At 32.0% G+C, this 19,784-nt stretch carries 19 protein-coding genes; 3 read left to right on the forward strand and 16 right to left on the reverse strand.

Translation table 11 applies throughout. From position 1 onward, the window contains the following. Window positions 1-3: 3 nt before the first annotated feature. Window positions 4-474, reverse strand: coding sequence for a GNAT family N-acetyltransferase (locus BTJ66_RS02925; protein WP_099089497.1), 471 nt, complete (start codon window positions 472-474; stop codon window positions 4-6). Between the two features lie 97 nt (window positions 475-571). Here BTJ66_RS02925 and BTJ66_RS02930 point away from each other — a divergent pair, with 97 nt between their 5' ends. Further along, window positions 572-1,255 (forward strand): DUF1129 family protein, encoded by a 684-nt coding sequence (locus BTJ66_RS02930; RefSeq protein WP_099089498.1) that lies wholly within the window; start codon window positions 572-574, stop codon window positions 1,253-1,255. Between the two features lie 83 nt (window positions 1,256-1,338). Here BTJ66_RS02930 and BTJ66_RS02935 read toward each other — a convergent pair whose 3' ends face one another. The 5 genes from BTJ66_RS02935 to BTJ66_RS02955 form a co-directional block, all read right to left on the reverse strand. Beyond that, a complete protein-coding gene (locus BTJ66_RS02935; RefSeq protein ID WP_099089499.1) occupies window positions 1,339-2,499 on the reverse strand; it encodes an MFS transporter in 1,161 nt (386 codons plus the stop codon). A gap of 237 nt (window positions 2,500-2,736) precedes the next feature. Beyond that, the gene (locus tag BTJ66_RS02940; protein ID WP_099089500.1) at window positions 2,737-3,225 is read right to left on the reverse strand and encodes a DUF456 domain-containing protein; all 489 of its coding nucleotides are present in this window, start codon (window positions 3,223-3,225) and stop codon (window positions 2,737-2,739) included. 6 nt (window positions 3,226-3,231) lie between these two features. Next, window positions 3,232-4,440 carry a sugar efflux transporter gene (locus BTJ66_RS02945; protein WP_099089501.1) on the reverse strand — a complete coding sequence of 403 codons (1,209 nt, stop codon included), beginning with the start codon at window positions 4,438-4,440 and terminating at the stop codon, window positions 3,232-3,234. A gap of 104 nt (window positions 4,441-4,544) precedes the next feature. Next, window positions 4,545-5,402 (reverse strand): LysR family transcriptional regulator, encoded by an 858-nt coding sequence (locus BTJ66_RS02950; RefSeq protein WP_099089502.1) that lies wholly within the window; start codon window positions 5,400-5,402, stop codon window positions 4,545-4,547. 361 nt (window positions 5,403-5,763) lie between these two features. Next, the gene (locus BTJ66_RS02955) at window positions 5,764-6,504 is read right to left on the reverse strand and encodes a ribonuclease FAU-1 family protein (protein WP_099089503.1); all 741 of its coding nucleotides are present in this window, start codon (window positions 6,502-6,504) and stop codon (window positions 5,764-5,766) included. A gap of 213 nt (window positions 6,505-6,717) precedes the next feature. Between BTJ66_RS02955 and BTJ66_RS02960 the strand changes: the two genes are divergently transcribed. Continuing rightward, entirely contained in the window at window positions 6,718-7,830 is a 1,113-nt protein-coding gene (locus BTJ66_RS02960) for a 5-methyltetrahydropteroyltriglutamate--homocysteine S-methyltransferase (RefSeq protein WP_099089504.1), read from the forward strand. A gap of 240 nt (window positions 7,831-8,070) precedes the next feature. Here BTJ66_RS02960 and BTJ66_RS02965 read toward each other — a convergent pair whose 3' ends face one another. The 5 genes from BTJ66_RS02965 to BTJ66_RS02985 all read right to left on the reverse strand — a co-directional run bounded on the left by BTJ66_RS02965 (window position 8,071) and on the right by BTJ66_RS02985 (window position 13,153). Continuing rightward, window positions 8,071-8,574, reverse strand: a complete 504-nt coding sequence (locus BTJ66_RS02965; RefSeq protein WP_099089505.1) for a cupin domain-containing protein — start codon at window positions 8,572-8,574, stop codon at window positions 8,071-8,073. Between the two features lies 1 nt (window position 8,575). Then, a complete protein-coding gene (locus BTJ66_RS02970) occupies window positions 8,576-9,292 on the reverse strand; it encodes a YebC/PmpR family DNA-binding transcriptional regulator (RefSeq protein ID WP_099089506.1) in 717 nt (238 codons plus the stop codon). A 206-nt stretch (window positions 9,293-9,498) separates the two neighbouring features. Further along, a complete protein-coding gene (locus BTJ66_RS02975; protein ID WP_099089507.1) occupies window positions 9,499-9,855 on the reverse strand; it encodes a transcriptional regulator, SarA/Rot family in 357 nt (118 codons plus the stop codon). A 171-nt stretch (window positions 9,856-10,026) separates the two neighbouring features. After that, the gene (locus tag BTJ66_RS02980; RefSeq protein WP_099089508.1) at window positions 10,027-12,177 is read right to left on the reverse strand and encodes a helix-turn-helix domain-containing protein; all 2,151 of its coding nucleotides are present in this window, start codon (window positions 12,175-12,177) and stop codon (window positions 10,027-10,029) included. 316 nt (window positions 12,178-12,493) lie between these two features. After that, window positions 12,494-13,153 carry a Bax inhibitor-1/YccA family protein gene (locus BTJ66_RS02985; protein WP_099089509.1) on the reverse strand — a complete coding sequence of 220 codons (660 nt, stop codon included), beginning with the start codon at window positions 13,151-13,153 and terminating at the stop codon, window positions 12,494-12,496. Between the two features lie 463 nt (window positions 13,154-13,616). Between BTJ66_RS02985 and BTJ66_RS02990 the strand changes: the two genes are divergently transcribed. Then, window positions 13,617-14,423, forward strand: coding sequence for a LysM peptidoglycan-binding domain-containing protein (locus tag BTJ66_RS02990; RefSeq protein ID WP_099089510.1), 807 nt, complete (start codon window positions 13,617-13,619; stop codon window positions 14,421-14,423). A gap of 499 nt (window positions 14,424-14,922) precedes the next feature. Here BTJ66_RS02990 and BTJ66_RS02995 read toward each other — a convergent pair whose 3' ends face one another. From BTJ66_RS02995 to BTJ66_RS03015, 5 genes are all read right to left on the reverse strand, one after another. Continuing rightward, window positions 14,923-15,930, reverse strand: coding sequence for an inorganic phosphate transporter (locus tag BTJ66_RS02995; protein WP_099089511.1), 1,008 nt, complete (start codon window positions 15,928-15,930; stop codon window positions 14,923-14,925). Between the two features lie 13 nt (window positions 15,931-15,943). After that, complete coding sequence (locus tag BTJ66_RS03000; RefSeq protein ID WP_099089512.1) at window positions 15,944-16,561, reverse strand: DUF47 domain-containing protein; 618 nt, start codon at window positions 16,559-16,561, stop codon at window positions 15,944-15,946. Between the two features lie 567 nt (window positions 16,562-17,128). Further along, window positions 17,129-18,157, reverse strand: coding sequence for a sensor histidine kinase (locus BTJ66_RS03005; protein ID WP_099089513.1), 1,029 nt, complete (start codon window positions 18,155-18,157; stop codon window positions 17,129-17,131). Then, entirely contained in the window at window positions 18,150-18,824 is a 675-nt protein-coding gene (locus tag BTJ66_RS03010; protein ID WP_099089514.1) for a response regulator transcription factor, read from the reverse strand. The genes BTJ66_RS03005 and BTJ66_RS03010 overlap by 8 nt, the downstream gene beginning before the upstream one ends. 11 nt (window positions 18,825-18,835) lie before the next feature. Further along, on the reverse strand, window positions 18,836-19,753 hold the full coding sequence (locus BTJ66_RS03015) for an NAD-dependent epimerase/dehydratase family protein (RefSeq protein ID WP_099089515.1): 918 nt from the start codon (window positions 19,751-19,753) through the stop codon (window positions 18,836-18,838). Window positions 19,754-19,784: the final 31 nt, after the last annotated feature.

A 19,784-nucleotide genomic window follows, 5' to 3' on the forward strand; every position in this document is an offset into this window, starting at 1 on the left:
TTATCATTGTTTAATATTATCTTCATTATTTACTAGTAAATTCTTAGACATAATAATTTTATCTTTATTATATCCCATGTTTAAATTCAGTTCTTGTATTTTTCTATTCGAATAGGCGACCGTACTTTCTATTTTACGAGCGCCTTTATTCATCGCCCATGCTTCTATCTCTTTTTTTAATATAGTTGCAATACCCAGTTTGCGATGGCTGGGTTCGACATATAACATCTCAATCGTTGCCAATTTCTGAACCTTGTCATATCGTGACCAAATAAAACCGATCAACTGCTCATGATTTGTCTTAATCAATATGTTATCATCACTATTTCTTAAACCATGCTCAATCATCTCGACACGTAAAGCTACTGAGAGTTTGCTTTTTCTATAATCTGCATATTGTCGTTCTAGTTCACTTTCGTGTATTTCAGCAATTTGATTGATATACTGTGTTTGTTTATAAGTTATATTTTTCATATATACTCCTTTTAAAAGGTTGTTGCTTTATATTGTGACATTAGTCATAATTAGCTTTGTCTATACATATATTCTAAAAAAAGGTAGCGAAATTCAAATGAAATCCACTGAAAGATTAATGCGTGAAAATAATGTGAAGTCACTGAGGTTAAATAATACAGATAGAGAAACATTTGAAAACTATATGACATATGTGCGAGCAGATTTAAGTGTGAACCCATATGCATCTGAGAAAATGTTAAATCGTATTTTACATCAATTGTTACAAGCGGAAAAAGATGGCACACTCGCAATGGATTTCTTCAATCATGATCCAAAAGCACATGCTAAAAATGAAATTAAACATTTACCTAATGAAACAATTATTAATATATTTAAGTACATTTTTCAACATATCTTGCTATTGATAGGGATTTTTTGTTTTCTAAAAGGATTTATAGGTTTTTTTATAGGGGCAAAACGGTTATATATTTATACATTCCCGATTATGTTAATCATTGGCTTATTTATTATCTTCCTATTTATTTGGGTTATATTTAAAACTGTACAAATGCAATGTTTCACTAAGTCACATTGGACGTGGATTGCTACGTATATCAGCATTATTATTTTATTATTTGCGTTATTCAATGTATTTTTTATTCCACAATCCTTTTTAGCTATTGGACCTTATATCTTAATTAGTAATTGGACCTTCATCATAATGTCTTTTATCATTATTCCCATTTCACTATATATAGATCACCACTTTATCAACAAAGATTCAAACACTTCGTTATAATAAAAAGAGCAGGATAACGCTATCCCATTTGAAAATAAGATGACGTTATCCTGCTTTTTAATTTATTAAATCATCTTCCTACTTTAAGCGTTAAGCCCTTCTTTCTTCTCAACAGCTATACTAACAAATAAGAAAATGAGTCCGATGACTGTCAAGATAGGCGCAATGAGACTTAACGATGCTACAGGTAAATTTGTAACTACTACCCCACCGATAAAAGCTCCTAGTGCATTTCCTAAATTAAACGCTGATTGGTTGAGCGTACTTGCAAGTGTTGGTGCATCTTGTGAAATTAAAGTACTCTTAAATTGTAATGATGGGCTCATACTAAATCCAATCAATCCAAAGAAGAAAATACCTGCAACCATTAATATACTATTCATTTGAACAAAGTATAATAAGATGAAATATAGAATAAACACACTGAATATGATTTGTAGTGCTTTGTTTAAATTCCAATCTGCGAGTTTGCCTCCAACTACATTACCAAGCGTAACCCCTATACCAAATATAATTAAAAGGTAGGATATTAAATTCTCTTGAACATTAGAGACATCAATTAAAACAGTTGAAATATATGTGAAATATGCAAAGACACTACTAAAACCAAACAATGTCACAGCAAGTGTCAGCCATAAACGTTTTTCTTTTAAAATCTTTAATTCGTTTAATACAGATGACTTCACTGTTTCACGTTGCATTGGTACAAAAATAATAATTCCAATAAGTGCAAGCGCGCCAATAATTGAAATAATAATAAAAGTCATTGGCCAACCAAAATTTTGACCAATTAATGTCCCAAATGGCACACCTAAGATATTACTCATGCTTAACCCCATAAACATGAGTGCCATTGCACTGGCACGTTTCTCAGGTCTAACCATACTTGCTGCCAGTATAGAACCAATACCAAAGAAAGAACCATGTGCTAATGAAGTAATAATTCGACTTGTCATCATTAATCCATAATTAGGGCTAAATGAAGCTGTGAGATTTCCTAGGATAAATATTCCCATCAGTGCAAGTAATAAATATTTTCTATTCCATTTTATAGTCAACATGACTATGATAGGTCCACCAATTGCAACACCTAATGCGTATCCAGTAATCAATTGTCCAGCTTGACTCACCGTTACGTCAAAATCCCGTGCAATATTAGGTAATAATCCCATGATAACAAACTCCGTCATACCAATGGCAAATGCGCCTATCGCAAGCATCCAGATAGCTATAGGGTATTTCATTACTGTTCCCCTCCAATTACGTATTTTTTAAACATGATTGTGATTATACTAAAATGCCGTTGCCTAAAACAAGGAGATTGCTTAAGTTTTTATCATTTTTTTATATAAATACGCTTACATTAAAAAGAGGCACAGATTTATTGCCACAACAAAAAGAGTTGACTATTCACTTCAAAAACAACATCTGATGAATGCATTTTTTAAAAGTGTGAATAATCAACCCACATAAAGAACTATTTAGTTAATTAATAAAGCATCTACAAAGAACCAAATCACCATAATTACCATGATAGCAGCTTGCGCGACAGTACTTGCTAGAAAAGCGATAACAGAACCGAAACTTGCTTTTAAAGCTTTAGATAAGTTAGGTTCTTGAATCATTTCCACTACAAGTACGGCAACAAATGGAACGATTATAATTCCGAATGGTGGAAATACGAAGCAACCTACAATCACACCAATCAACGCGACAAGTTCACTTAATTTTGAACCACCAAATTTATTGACAAAATATTTATTCATAATAAAATCAGCAACAAGAATAAATACTGTAAATAATATCATAGAAACATAAAATACCCACGATAAGTTCCCATTGTGAAAGCCAAATTGATAAATTAAAAAACCAACCCATAGCACTAATACTGAAGGAATAATTGGTTTAACCAACCCGATAAATGCTAAAACAAATGCTGCTATAATACATAACCATAAAATAATTGTCATTATTATCTACTCCATACTTTCTTCTGTAAATTTTTGATCTTTAGTAAAGTAAATAAGTATCATACCTATAAATATTGACACCGCTGAGACATAGAAGACATTACCTAAACCAACCCATTGACTCATAACGCCACCTAATAAATTACCACATAATTGACCTATAACCATTGCATTAGCAAAAAGTGTCGACGCGTATCCAGGAAAATCAGGTAATATATCTTGAAAATAACTGATACCCAGACCAAGTAAAATAGCTAAAAATATAGCTAAAAACACTTGCCCTACAAACATCATAACTAGGCTTTCAAATACTCCGATACTGAAATAAAATAATCCACCAAATAAACCGCCTAACATCAATAGTGTTCGCGTTGTTAACTTAGCAGATAATATGCCAAGAAGTACCATAAACGGCACTTCTAATGCTGCACACAAACTTGCCAGCCCACCTACAAAACCTTCAGGTTCATTTAAATATTTCGTAACAAACAATGGCATATTAAGTGTGTACATCCACTGTCCAATATGTAATAAAATAAACGCTAAAAATGGCACTAGCAAGACTTTGTCTCTTAACATATTAGGTGCAGTAGCTTCAACATGATTTACATCTGAAACAGCGTGTACCGTTTTAATATCCTTAAAAAAGAATACTTGTAGCAAGAGTGTAAATATAATAATAGTTACAGTGCCGCCAAACAGCCCTGCATAACCGTTTACATTTAATAACAAAGCACCTATTAAAGGACCAAATAGAAAGCCAAAAGAGAACATGGATCTCAAGACAGCATTCGCAAATTTAGCTTTATTTTTAGACGCGGAAGCATTAATAGATTCTCTTGCTGAGGCATACATCTGTGGCATTGCCGGTGCAAAACAACCTTGAAAAATTGCATACATTGCTATAAAAATCCAAATTTCATGAATATAGAAATAAATAGAAAAACTAACTGCCCCCATAAATAATGCGGCGATGATAATCAATTTTCTATTTATATTATGTGTATCCGAAAAACGTGCCACAATAGTATTAACAATAAATTGACTTATTGCTGCTAATGCTAATAATAAGCCATATTGACTGGACGTCATTCCTAAATCATTTGTAGCAAATAATACTAAATAAGGTACTGTAATGGCAATTCCCATACCTAAGAGCATCATATTAATTACAAATAATTTGTAATTCTTGATATGTAATAAGGCACTAAACATATAGGCAACCTCTATTCTATAAATAATATGTTCCTCTGTGTCATTGCATTAGCTTTACGCTAAAAATGTTTCTATTTTGCAACAAAGTAAGATAGTGCATCACTTTAAGATTCGACATACTCCATCATTAAATTGATAAACGATTCTACTTGAGGTAATTGCAACATACTTGAATCGTAACTTAAAAATGTTGATCGAATCAGCGGTTTTTCATCTATATTGACTCGTTTAAACTCAAATAAATCACGGTCTAAATGTTTCATCATAATTTCTGGCAAAATCGTTACACCGACCCCGTTCAACAGCATTTCTTTACAGGTCGCTACTTGGTCAACGGTTATCATCGCATGATAATCTTGTCCGATTTGGCTACCGTACCATTCCTTAATCTGGTTTATATAAATCGGGTCTGCTTGAAATTCTATGAATGGCATCTTGTCCACTTCGTTATTACGATTTTTGGGATGAATAAAGAAGTGTTCATCATTGAAAAGATGTGTATTGCTTAAATTCATCATTTTATTACCACGTATAATCATGACATGATAATCTCTATGATTGGCTTTAATCTGCTCACTTGAACCTACTTGAACTTGAATCTCTACATTTGGAAATTGTCGTGTATATAAGTTTAACACCTCAGGCAACAACGTTTGTCCAATTAACGAAGAGCAACCGATGGATATTGTGCCATTAACTTCACCGATATGCGCTTGCATTTTATCTAAAAACAAACGTTCCCTATTAAGCATTTCTCTCGCATGCTCAATAATCATTGCACCTTCAGTTGTCGTAATCAGTTGTTTTTTAGTTCGGATAAACACATTGACACCAAACGCATTTTCAATTGCTTTTAAACGCTGTGTGACCGCAGGTTGAGAAATATATAATATTTCTGCTGCTTTTCTCAGTGTTTTAGTTTCATCAAGCGTGGTTAACAAGCGATAATCGTCAATCTTCATAATTATCCCCCTATGTTTTAGTGCATTTTTCTGTGGTTGATTTCATTGTATCGTGATTACAATATGCCCGTACCGTAGTCACAAAGGCTCATACTAAAATGTTGATTTTTTCACAATATTCGATTACATAATTGAAACAAATGACCTATTTAGTACGTCATTATATAGTTCGCTATAAGCCATCCTTTAACATAAATAAAAGACATTTAAAATATGCTTCAAAATGTCTTTTATTCTGTGCGCATGATTCACTATAACACGTTTCAACACTAACTTATATTATTGTTTTTAATAGTCTGAAATCAGCTATATCTACATATCAATATGAATCTGAATTCGGTTATTGATGTTGGTCATATGGTTAATCACTTTTCTTAAAAGATGATTTTTGAGCCCATTGTTCAAATGTACCTTTTTTATGTTGCGGTTGTTTTTCCGACTTATCATATTGTTCTTGTTTAGCATGTTTTTCATGTTTATGTGTTGCCTTGTGTTTATGTGCCTTCACTTTATGATCTTTTGGTTTATGGTGCGGTTGCGATTTTGATACATCATGCTTACTTTGTTTTGCTTTTTGTTTAATTTTATAAAAACAATACATAATTTTATCTTGCATCGATTGAAAATCTGCATCAATTTTAATCATTAATTGATGCGCAATTACATATGCTTCATGATATTGCTTTCTTGTAATTTGACCTGATTCTAAAGCGCGTTCCAAATCATCTTGATCTACAAGTTCATATTCACCATTAGGTAACGCAAGTACATCTAAACACAAATCGATTGTACGTGCATTTCCTTTCTGTGTAACATTTTTGATATTTATATCAAAATAATATTCCAACGGATTGCCCTTGTCATCTAACATCACTGTAATACTATAGCGCTTCTTCTCAGGTAAGATTTGTAACCACTGATAGTGATCATCAGCAACAATAATATTTTGACCAACAACTGAAACCTCTAATGGTTCGCGCACTTTATTCATTGTGACCAAACCAATAATACCCTTAAACTTATTATTGTTCACCTTAACTTCTGTATATTCTCTATCAATGATGCGACGCCAGTGACGCTTATCGATATATTTTACTTTCACTGTCACCAACTCCTTAACATTATTATATAAAACTGACTTCCTTATGTCATCTCATGAATTATATTGGAAGCATTTTATTTGTATTTCGAAAATTTTGATTATCATTATTGTACTATATTTCATAGAGTAAAAGCGAAATTGACAATTTTTGCGAAGTCTGGTAAATTTTATCTATATTTTTCTGAAAATTCTATAAACAAAGGAGTTATAACCATGGCAGTTATTCAAAGACCATTTAGAGCCGATCACGTCGGTAGTTTATTGCGAACTGATCGCTTAAAACAAGCACGTCAAGATTATCAAAACAACGTCATTGATGCACAGGCTTTAAAAAACGTTGAAGATGAGGAAATTGAACACATCATTGAAAAACAACTTGAAGTAGGATTACATAGCATCACTGATGGAGAATTTCGAAGAAGTTGGTGGCATTTCGATTTCCTAGAAAATTTAAATGGTGTAGAAGGTTATACCTCAGATCGTGGTTTAGAATTTGAAGGTGTTGAAACACGCAATCATAATGTCAAAATCGTCGATAAAGTGCAATTCAATCCGGAGCACCCTCACTTTGAACATTTCAAATTCTTACATGATAAAGTTGATGGACGCGCAACATCTAAAGTGTCAATTCCAAGTCCGAATCAATTATTCCATCCAAATATTTTAAACGAAGCTATTTATCCGGATATTAAAGATTTTGCGCATGACGTTGCACAAGCCTATCATGAAAGTTTGCTTAAATTTTATGAATTAGGTGCACGTTACATCCAATTAGATGATGTTTATTGGGCAAACCTAACTTCGGGTACACAAAAAACGCGTGGTCGTGATCGTACAGAAAATGAAAAAGAAGCAGCACGTCATCTTGCATATCAAGTAGTTAATCAAGCAGTTCAAGATTTACCAGATGATTTATTAGTTACAACACATATCTGTCGTGGTAATTATCAATCTACTTGGGCCATTTCAGGAGGTTATGAACCTGTGGCACCGTATTTATTCAAAGAACAGTTAGGTGGATTTTTCTTAGAATACGATGATGAACGCTCTGGTGACTTCGAACCTTTGCGTTTCTTCCCTGAACATAGATCTGCCGCAGTATTAGGTTTATTCACTTCAAAAAATGGTGAATTAGAAGATAAAACTACAATTCTCAAACGTATTAAAGAGGCAGAGCAATATATACCTTTAGATCAAATATGTTTAAGCCCACAATGTGGCTTTGCTTCTACAGAAGAAGGCAATAAATTGACCGAAGAAGCACAATGGAGAAAATTATCTTATATTGTCGAAATTGCCAATGAAGTATTTGGAACAGCTAAATAATTTTTAACTGTTTTCATAATAAATTAGAGTCCGAGGCATTTATTTATGCCTCGGACTCTTACATTTAACAACATCATGGCTTATCTATTTATGAAACTAGGTCATCCTTTTACAAACACGTTGACGCTTGTTTGCCTAACACAGCCTAGTGGAAGAACTTAGACATACACTATCATCCAAATAATCATTGGCCAATGCTTCTTATATCTCAACTATTCTAAATTATAACAGAAATGATAATTATTCATTATGTTCAATAGCATTGCTAGGTAAAGCATAGCGTTCATTTATCGTTATTAATTCTGGATAATGTTTGTTTAACCATTCTGTACTTAATAATTCAAAATGTTCAAATTCAAAGCCTGGTTGACACATACAGCCAACCAAAGCGTAATCATTTTCACCTTCTACTGTAGATGCAAATATAGTACCTTTAGGAACTACATATTGTAACACGTCACCTGCTTCAATATTTTTACCTATGGTCACCTTTTCATATCGGCCATTCGGATAAATCATATGAACCGTGAGTGAATCACCATCGTGGTGATACCATATTTCATCAGCATCTATACGATGAAAATGTGAAATATTATGATACGTTAGCAAGAAATATATACTGGTATATGCCGCTCTATTCGTATCATTAACATTATGTCCCTTGATATGCTCTTTATAATAACCACCTTCTGGATGCGGTTTTAATTCTAACTGTGATATCCAACGTTGTACTGATTGTTCCATACTATTTCAAATCCACGTTATGGAATACATTTTGCACATCATCTAATTCTTCTAAAGCTTCTATTAAAATTTCAAAAGTTTCTTGATCTTCTGTAGATAGCTCAATATCAGTTTGAGGTAACATTTCAAACTCAGCTACTTTAAAAGAATCAACGCCTGTTTCACGTAATGCGTCTTGGACCTGAGCAAATTGATCTGGCTCAGCATAGACAATTGTTAATCCATTTTCATCTATAACATCTTTTACATCTATATCCTGTTCCATTAATGCTTCTAAAGTATCATCTGCTGATTTGTCCTCAATCCCAAAAACAGCTGTGTGTTCAAACATATACGCAACAGAACCAGACACACCCATGTTACCACCATTTTTCCCAAATGCTGCGCGAACATCTGATGCTGTTCTATTTACATTATCCGTCAGCGCGTCGACAATAATCATTGAACCATTAGGTCCAAAGCCCTCATATCTTAGTTCATCATAATTTTCTTCACCAGAACCTTTTGCTTTTTCAATTGCTTTTTCAATAATATGATTTGGCACTGAATATGTCTTCGCACGTTCTAGTGTCAAGCGTAGTGCTTGGTTTGATTCAGGATCTGGTTCACCTGACTTAGCAGCTACATAAATTTCTTTTCCAAATTTGGCATAAATTCTACTCGTATTTTTATCTTTTTGGGCCTTTTTTTCCTTAATATTATTCCATTTACGTCCCATACTTCCATCTCACTTTCTCGATAACTACATTAATTAACATGATATATTATACAATATTTTATCTTGAGAACATAGACGTAAGCCTATAATATACATTTCGCTATTGGTATTCACTACAAAAATACAGATACACATGTGAAATGATATGTATCTGTATCTTCATTAATATTCTGTTTTTACATAAAGGTTTTGTTTATAATGAATGATTATTTTACATATGCTTCAATATCATCAAGTAGTGTCTCATATTTATCAGCGTTGTCGTCATTCATAAATAAGTAGACTTTACGTTCATCTTCTGTTGAACGTATCTTACTTACTCTGTCTTGATCGATTAAGCGACGGATAGATGCAAGCACTTTAGTCCTACTCAACTCTAATTCCGTTGTTGCAATTTTTAAGAACGGCTGCATTAACATGTTTTGTTTACTACAATTATTTTGGATAAGCTCTAAGATCGCTACATCATTCATTGTTAACTTGTAGTTTGCTTCAACGTAATGCATTACACTTTTATATTTTTTATAAACACTTAAAAAATGCGCTTTTTTCTCTTCATTCATTGTTGTTACACCTCCAAATGCTAATCAGCAATACAATCTAATTATCCATAAAATGTAAATACTTGTCCTTATCATTTGTAATTATAGGTTTGTCAAAATTGCGAACAATAACAAATTAAATTTTGCAACGCTTGTTTATTTATATAATTAAAAAGCATATAAACAAATCTACTATTTATATATATCGATGATGTGAACTGTATTATAATCTAAATTTAATGTCAAAGTCTCTTCTTCAAAGTTATGTTCAAATACACTGAATTCAGGTTTATTATACGCCTCAATCTTCCTAATACATTCCTCCGACCAGCGGTAGTTATTGCGTAATTGGGTGGGAATGGCATATTTAATATTACCGTATACATTGCTTATTGTTTCATAAAAAATGACATAAGCACGACGCAAAGTAATATCTTTAAAATTAATATGAATTTGAATATTCTGTTCATCATCTACAGCATTTTCGCTTTCAACTACACGCCAGTCACCCACAAAAATCGTTATTTTGTGTGGGTGATTTACCACGGTATAATAATCATACGCTTTCATATTACAGTTACTTTTTTCCATTAATCTTTCATACATATTACCTAAAATGGATCGAAATCCATTTCTATCATACAAATATAATGTATGTTTCTTATCTGGTTGTTCGATTAAATCAATGCCTAAACCAAAGAAATTGGTTCGTGCCTTTTTAACCATGCCCATTAATAATGGTGGACTTTCAATTATCTCCATCTTATCGTCGTTTAATAATAGATTATTATGTACATTTAAGAGATAATATTTTCTTTCTTCTAACTTCATATCATTCATAATTTTCTTTATATTACTGAATTTAAATACTTCTTTAGTCAATAACGCTTCATGGTCTTCATTGAGATAAGGTGATGTCAGTTTATGATTATCAATAAAATAATAGTCAAAACCTATCCGTTTCAATTGCGGTTCCATTAATTTAAATGTTTCTGGATGATTAAATAAATGCGTCACATCAACACCAAATCTCACATTATTTCTATAACGCTGAATTTTAATGATATTACGATAGATTTCTTTAATCGACATAGTTGAAAGATTAAATATATAACTGACCGCATGCATTTTATCTTCTGACAATTCAGGATGCAATTGTAAAAATGATTTATACTGGCTATATATTTCATCAATATAAATATTCACTTTTTCACTTGATTTGATTTGAACGGCTAAATTCACTTGAGTGGTTAATACAAATTTTATAAAACCGCAATCCACATCTTTTGTAAAGGCAGCACGTATCGATTCAACATCCATCATGCAATAGATTAATACATTTTGTGTACCCTCAAATATATAGCTCATACTTTTATCTTCAAATAAATAGCGGAACTCTTCCAATGAATGAATTTGAATCACGATAGCATCATTCCTTGATTCAGCCATCTCTTTCATATTCAAACAAATATAATTGTTTTGAACATTGAGTTTCTTTAATTTTTTAGTTATCTTTTGTTGCATTTCTTCAATTAAATAGTTATCATCGTTTTTCAATGCAAAATCGAAAACTTTATCTGTCTTGGAAAGCTGTCGATATTCTTTTGGTGCGTATCCAAAATAATGTTTGAACTTTTTGCTATAACTAGCCGAACTACTAAAGCCATATGCATCTGATATTTCACAAATTGTACATTTTCCTTCTAATAAAGCACCTATAGAGGCTGATAATTTTAAAGTATCTACGTAAGTTTTAAAACTCATTCCCAATGTGTTATAAAACTGACTTGAGATATTTGATTGAGAAATAAATACCTTATTAGCAATGGCTTTTAATGTTAATCGTTTATGTAAATGTGTATTTACATAATCCAACATTTCACCTGTTATACCGTAAAATGAATAATCTGTTTGTTGTTTTAAATAATTAACATCTATCTTAGCTTCTGTTGCAATAATATCAACTATTTGAAACATATATGTTTCAAATAATTCATTGGTCAATGTTTGGCTTAAATGATGCTTTGCTAAATTTAACAAAGCATCTAATAATACACTAGATGACTGTATTAAATTAGAAGTGTATTGATATTCAAAAAATGAATACCCTTGTTCATGAAACCAGTCACTAGAAATATATAATACGAGTGACATTTCATTTTCCTTAATACGAAATATCTCCGAATTATTCACGATAAGCAAGTCATTTTCAACATTCACATCTGTAATAAAATGCTGAACTTCTATACAACCTTTTAGAGGGAATAATAATAATAATCCATCTGTCACACGCTTAGTAGGATACTTGTCCTTAGTAATAATATTTAAGCACTGCGCTTTCATAATTTAACCTCTTTCGAATATTGTCTCATACGCTATGCATTAAACTTTCACGCCACTATTACAATTATTTTAATCACGTCATACCCGAATATTTTAATTAACATGTTTTAGTCTTTAGATAATTTTGAATAAAATAATTAAATTTGTCAACATGTTTTTTTATTAATCAAACTTAATTTTAAAATACAGCTATTGTATTATTTAAATTTTAAATAGTACATCAAATTTAAAATTACACTATATTAAAGAAACACCCTAACAAATTACTTATAGAAAGTAAATTGTTAGGGTGTTTTTACATGATTATAAATGGTAATTATTTTCTCATTCTACTAGCAAGTCTTAATACATATTTTATAATATGCAATAAATTGATAAATAGGTTGAAACCCATTTCTCTCGGAGAGAACTGACCTCGTTTCATACGATTAAAATCATACAAAGTATATAGTAGAAACAGTAATAATCCTACGACAGTTATGATTGTATGAAAAATCGGGTTATGAATGAACATACCAATTAAACTTGCAACAATTAATGCAATAAGTGTAACGAATAGATATTTCCCCATACTTGCAGCATTTCCAATAAGGAAGAATCCTATTAATCCAAATACTATGAAAGCTGAGATGGCTAATAAGATATTCTTGTAAAATACCTCCGGGCCTAAATTTTGTAAATAAGCCGTGAATGTTGCATAGGATAACAACCCTAGTATGATAGCGTAAATATGAGAAATCACTATTCCGTATTTACGCGCTCTATTAAATATCAACGTAATTAACACTAAACCGAGTAATACCAATGATAGTGGTTGTCTCCATGACATTGGCAAATATTGTCCGAAATAGCAACCAATTCCAAATATAATCCAATAGTATACAAAAAAGAGCCATACTTTTCCATAGGCATGTGATTTTGATTGATCTTTAGCCTTATTTTGCTTGTTGTTAATATGTTGTGCTGATTCAGCCAACTTAATCACTCCTCTATTTCAAAAACTTCTATCTATTAAATAATAATCATATGCGTTTAATCATAACATTAAACGTCTATACAAAAGGTATATATATTTCAAAATTCGTACAAAAATAATATGTATTACTTAAGTGTTCACGTTTTTAAAAGGTACCAAACATTAAATATACTTTCAAAAATTTTGGACACACTCTTTGTTTGTTCTTCGATAATATTACAGTTGCAATAAATATCACTATTTTTGAAAAAAGATAGTTTCGGTTAAAGTGCATTGCAAAAGTGTTCTTTTCACATTTTGCTTGCCCTTACGAAATTTTAATAATATTACATCTTTATAACAATGCACACAAAGCAAATGATTTTTGTTAGTATAGTACGTGAATTCAGATTAAAAACACTAACGAATATATTTAATACATATTTACGGGTTTAGATATATAGGAATTGAAGGAGGAGTTCTTTTGAAAAAGTTAGCATTTGCAGTTACAGCAGCTTCAGGCGCGGCAGCATTTATCGCCAACCATGAAGCCGATGCGTCAACACAACACACAGTAAAATCTGGTGAGTCACTTTGGTCAATTTCACAACAATACGGTGTTTCAGTAGACGAAATCAAACAAAATAACAATATCAATAACAATATGGTATTCCCGGGACAAGTTATTGAAATTGGAGGAAGTGGTTCTCAAGAAAGTGGTTCTACTTCAAATAACACTTCAAGTGGATCATCACATACAGTCAAATCTGGTGAATCTTTAAACATCATCGCAAATCAATACGGTGTGTCAGTTGATGAGATTATAGCAGCTAATAATTTAAACGGATATTTAATCCATCCAAATCAAACATTAACAATTCCAGGTGCTACTGGTACAGGTGGTTCTGGTGGAACATCTACAGAAACACCAAACACAAATACAGGTGGGTCTACAGCAAGTGATGCTAACCTGTATGACTGGGGACAATGTACTTGGCACGTATTTAACCGCAGAGCTGAAACTGGTCAACCAATCAGTACTTACTGGTGGAACGCTGATCACTGGGCTGATAATGCAGCTGCTGATGGTTACACAGTAAATAATGCACCAACAGCAGGTTCAATTATGCAAAACTTCGAAGGACCTGTTGGACATGTTGCTTATGTTGAAAGAGTAAACCCAGATGGTAGTATTTTAATTTCAGAAATGAACTATAATACACCACCAGGTACTGTAGATTATCGTACAATTCCAGCTTCACAAGCTTCAAGCTATAACTATATTCATTAATTATCTATTTAAAAAGACTAGAATCCAGCGTATATGGATTCTAGTCTTTTTTAGTGGTAGCTTTTTTCAAAAACTATCCCATTAATCATGCCACCCTTCTCTGATTACAAGATTTTCTTACCATATTATTAAAGCAACAAGCCAATAATTAATCTTCTATCAACTGTGCTTATCAGCGCTTTCTTATATTAATTAATTGATGCCTTCCATACGTCGCTCTTTCAATAGTATCCTTAAAAAACGAACACAACTCTTAGATACAATAAATACATGTTAAATAATATCTCAAGGTGAACAATTTCATTTGAAGAAGATACCTTAAATCGCATTGGTAAACTACATAAAATTCGATTGGTAGTGATTAATGCTAACTCCCATGCCAAAAGCATCAGTTAAAGTCTATTAACCAAGGCATTATCTTGCAAAATTGTCCACAAAAAAACTGCCAACAAAGTTGAAAACTTTGTCGACAGTCAATGCGATTTTAATAAACTATCTACTATAAGAAAATATTTATAATGTAGTAAATAATTGCTGCAACAATTGCAGAAATGGGTAACGTAATCACCCATGTAATAATCATACGTTGTGCTGTGTTCCATTTAACACCTTTTATGCGGTTTGATGAACCTACACCTAATATAGATGAAGATACAACATGTGTTGTTGATAATGGGAAATGTAATGATGACGCAACAAATATGGTTAATGCAGAAGATAAATCTGCAGCCGCACCATTAGCTGGACGTATTTTCATAATGTTACCGCCAACTGTTTTGATAATTTTCCAACCACCAACAGCTGTACCTAATCCCATTGCTGTAGCACAGGCTACTTTAACCCATAATTGTGGCTCAACACTCGTCCCTGTTTGTAGATTAGCTACGATAAGTGCCAATGTGATAATCCCCATTGATTTTTGCGCATCGTTGGTTCCATGTGAAAATGATTGTAACGATGCAGTGAAAATTTGGAAAAATCTAAAGTTACGATTAGATTTTGTAAGGTTTGCATTTTTAAATACAACTTTTACTATTGAATACATAATAAAACCAACACAAAATGCAATAATCGGAGATACAAGTAAAACAATGATAATTTTTGTAAAGCCTTCATAATGTAACACTGCAAATGAACCTTGTGATGCAATTGCAGCCCCAGCGATTGAACCAATCAATGCATGAGAAGACGAACTTGGTATACCATAATACCATGTAATTAAGTTCCATAAAATAGCAGCAATAATTGCTGCTAATACGACAACAAGCCCATTTTCTAATTTAAATGGATCTACAATATCTTTAGTAATTGTTCCTGCAACCCCAGTAAAAGTTAAAGCGCCAATAAAATTCATCACTGATGCTAAAAGTATCGCAGTTCTAGGAGTTAAGGCGCGAGTTGAAACAGCAGTAGCAACAGCGTTGGCTGTATCATGGAAACCATTGATAAAGTCAAATACAAGTGAAAAAATAACGATAGCTACTGTGATGATCAAAATATATTCCATAAGTTAGGACTCCTTAGCTATTTTTCATGATTATTGTTTCAAAGTTATTTGCTACAGCTTGACATTTATCTGCAATTTCTTCCATGCTTTCGTATATTTCTTTTATCTTAATCAGTGTAATCGGGTCTGTTTCACTATTAAATATGTGTTTAATTGATTGACGTAAAATACCGTCACAGTTAGTTTCAAATTCTTTTATATTAATAGAATGGATACGCATATGTGATAATTTCTTCTCTACAAGTAAACCAACAGCTAGTTTCATTTCTGCAATAGCTTTTTGGATATTATCCACAAATTCAGCCATATATTCGTCAGTATACTCAATAGAATACATTTCGAACATGCCTGATGTTTCTTCAATTGCATCTAAAACATCATCGATAGCATTACATAAAGAGAGGATATCCTCACGTTCGATTGGTGTAATAAAAGTTTGGTTCAAGTCTGAAATCACTTGATGCATTAACTCGTCTCCATGTGATTCATAGGTTTTAATATTGTCTGAGTATGCTTTAAGATCTAAATGTGTATTAAAATCCATCTTCCCAAACTCAATTGCTGCTCTATCTAAGTTGAACACCATTTCTTCAAGTTGCACCATGAACTTATCTTTTTTCTTGTTAAACATTCAAAAAATCCTCCATTTACAGCGATTGTCCCCAATCACCTTCAATAAATTTAAAAAAATTTAAAATCCTTTAAGACAAATTAAGATTGGCAAGATTTACAATTTGCTCATTATTTTGTTGTCACTACAATGTTTGTTAATTATATGTAAATGAGCGTTTGCTTATATTAGTTTAAAAAATCTCACAAATGTTGATTTATCCTTATTTGAAAATAGCATAAAATTTACAATCCTACAATTGTATTTACAAATTCTTAACATTTCATTTTCGTAATATTAATGATTATACTTATATACGCGATGTTTTTAAAATGTATTTCTATAAAATACCTTCAGTAACTGCGTGTCACAAAACTGCTTACTCATTATATTAAATTCAAATAAACTTACATTAGATATGATTGCACATTTACTTTTAGTATTCAACAATTACTTTTATACATAACCAATATCCACTATAGCTTGTTCACTGACGATACTTCCCTCTTACAGTATTTCTATTAAAAAGAAAACTGCCGATAAATCAAAATTTGTTGGCAGTTTTACATAATATAATACTGTAAATGTTTATATATTTTCTGATAGTTTTGAAACAATTTCATTCTGATTTGGAAAAATAAATTTAACTGCTGTACCTTCTTCTACTTCAGAAGTAATTTGCACACTTATACTCAGTTTATCTTTAACATGATTCACTAGATATAAACCAAGTCCCGAAGAGCTTGTACGATTTCGATCAGTAGTAGATGTAAATCCTTTTTCAAAAATTCTAGGCAAATCCTTTTTGCTGATTCCTTTACCTTCGTCTACTATTTCAAGTACAACTTGTCCTGCTTCTTTAAAAGCACGTATATGTATTGTACTTTCTTCGCTATATTTGACTCCATTAGATAACACTTGTCTAATCATCATCCTACACCATTTCGTATCTGTATACACATTGAATTCATCTTCAAAATCCAAATCAAACCCTATACCTTTTGATTGACTAATGTACCTTGTTATTTGTATTTCTTCTATTACAAGTCGTTTTAATGCCACATGCTCAAAATACATATCTTTATTTTGTGACTCAAGTCGAGTCAAAAACAACTGCCTGTCTAACATATCATTGATGCGCGTCCATTCATAGAGTAAAGCACGCTTTCTAGAGACATCTTGTTCCTTCTCAATTAACAGCTTCATGGCTGTGACAGGTGTCTTAATATCATGGACAAAATCAGTTAATGCTGCTTCTGTAGATTGTATTTGTTGTTTTTGATGCGTGACCAATGCTTTTTGAGTTGTAATCTGTCCATATAAATAATTAACCATTTCTTGTTGAAAAGGTGTATCTGCTAATGCTTTATGTTTTAATGCTTCTGGTTCTATATTTTCATCAAGATGCTTAAAAAACTTTACTTCTTTTAAGTAAGTAAACAATAAGAACAATACAGATATGCCAATATTTAAAATAATAATATAAAAAATGCTATATACACTTATATCATAGTCTAAATAAGCGATGCCTAAGAAAATAAAATGTAAAAATAAGAGCCATAATATCCAGTATATTCGTGAATGTAAAAAGAGAATAATCCATTTTAAATTAGCCATGTGCCATATATCCTTTGCCAATTTTTGTTTCAATGGCATCATTCATATCTAATTCTGCTAATTTTTTTCTTAATCTATTTACATTGACGGTTAACGTGTTATCACTTACAAATGCTTCATCATCCCACAAAGCGGTAATCAATGTATCTCTCGTCACAATTTGATCTTGCTTTTTTACAAGCATTTCTAATATAATCATCTCTGTCTTCGATAAATATATTTGGTGATCATCCTTGCTTATACTATCTTTAGATAAATCTAATACCACATCTTGCCACGACAGCACACGCTTTTCATCTAAGCTAAACTGATAGACACGTCTATAAATTGCTTGAAGTTTTGCTATTAATACATTTGTGTTGAATGGTTTTTGTACATAATCATCAGCGCCAAGTTCCATACTCATCACCTGATCCATTGGGTTATCTCTAGAAGATAAGAATAAGATAGGCGTATTAGAAACTTCTCTGATTTTCCTTGTCCAATAAAACCCATCAAATTTTGGTAATTTGACATCCATAATAACGATTGCAGGATTTACTGACTCGAATTTTGCCATTACATCATTAAAATCTTCAATACCATTAACAGTGAAATCCCATTGTTCCAATTCTTCGCTTAATTCTTTAAATAATGTCATATCATCTTCTACTAATAGTATGTCCATATAATCACCTTTTATTTAGTATATTTTATATCTTCACCTGACTGTATACGTCCATTAAAATGCTTAATTCGACAATCGATTTCAAATCCTCTCAACATTAATCCTTGAAACGGTGACTGGAATAAATAATACACCGGCCAAACTAACTTAGGGATATAATCGAATAGATGCACTAATACAGTTTGCGTACCTTTCAGCTTACGAAACTCTAATTTGCCCTGTTTTAGCACGTTAGGTTTTACGATTGAACCACCCACTAAGTGTAGCACAATCATATCCGATTCGACTTGGGTTTTATGTAATACCAATATCGGGTTCTGTTTATCTTTAACATAAACCACATAATTATCCTTGTCTTTATATGTATGAAGCAATGTACCTTTTGTTTCATTTAACCAATTAAAATAGTATTCAACCATTTGTTCTAATGTCCAATTCATCGGCAATTGAATACTCAAAGCACTGCGGACGTCATCATATTTAGATACTTGAAGTTCCACAGCAACATGTGGACGTGACACAATGCCTTCTGTCTGTTCAACCGGCACGCCATAGGCTGATAGTCTTGAAATTGTTTCATAATCAAATCGACTACCACTGATATAAATGATTTTACCAATACCATTAGCAGCAGCTGCTCTACCAAAGTTATCTGCAGCAATTAAATTTAAGTCTCTTGCAGTTGCCTGTGTTAATTTAGCCGAATGTTTCGTTGGATCTAAATAATAAATCGCTATATCCATCCCCGACATTGCATTTAACACATCAGTATAATTATAAATATCTTTTTTTAACCATATAACGTCTTGAAAATCCTTTTCTTTAGGATATTTAGATAACGTATATAGCTCACCTTCATCTTTTATAGAATGAATCAAATTCTTTCCAATATAGCCTGTTACACCAGCAAGTAAAATATTGGGCTTCATAAGCATACTTCCTTTACATTAGTTTGACTCT

This window comes from Staphylococcus edaphicus, from assembly GCF_002614725.1.
Classification (GTDB): Bacteria; Bacillota; Bacilli; order Staphylococcales; family Staphylococcaceae; genus Staphylococcus; species Staphylococcus edaphicus.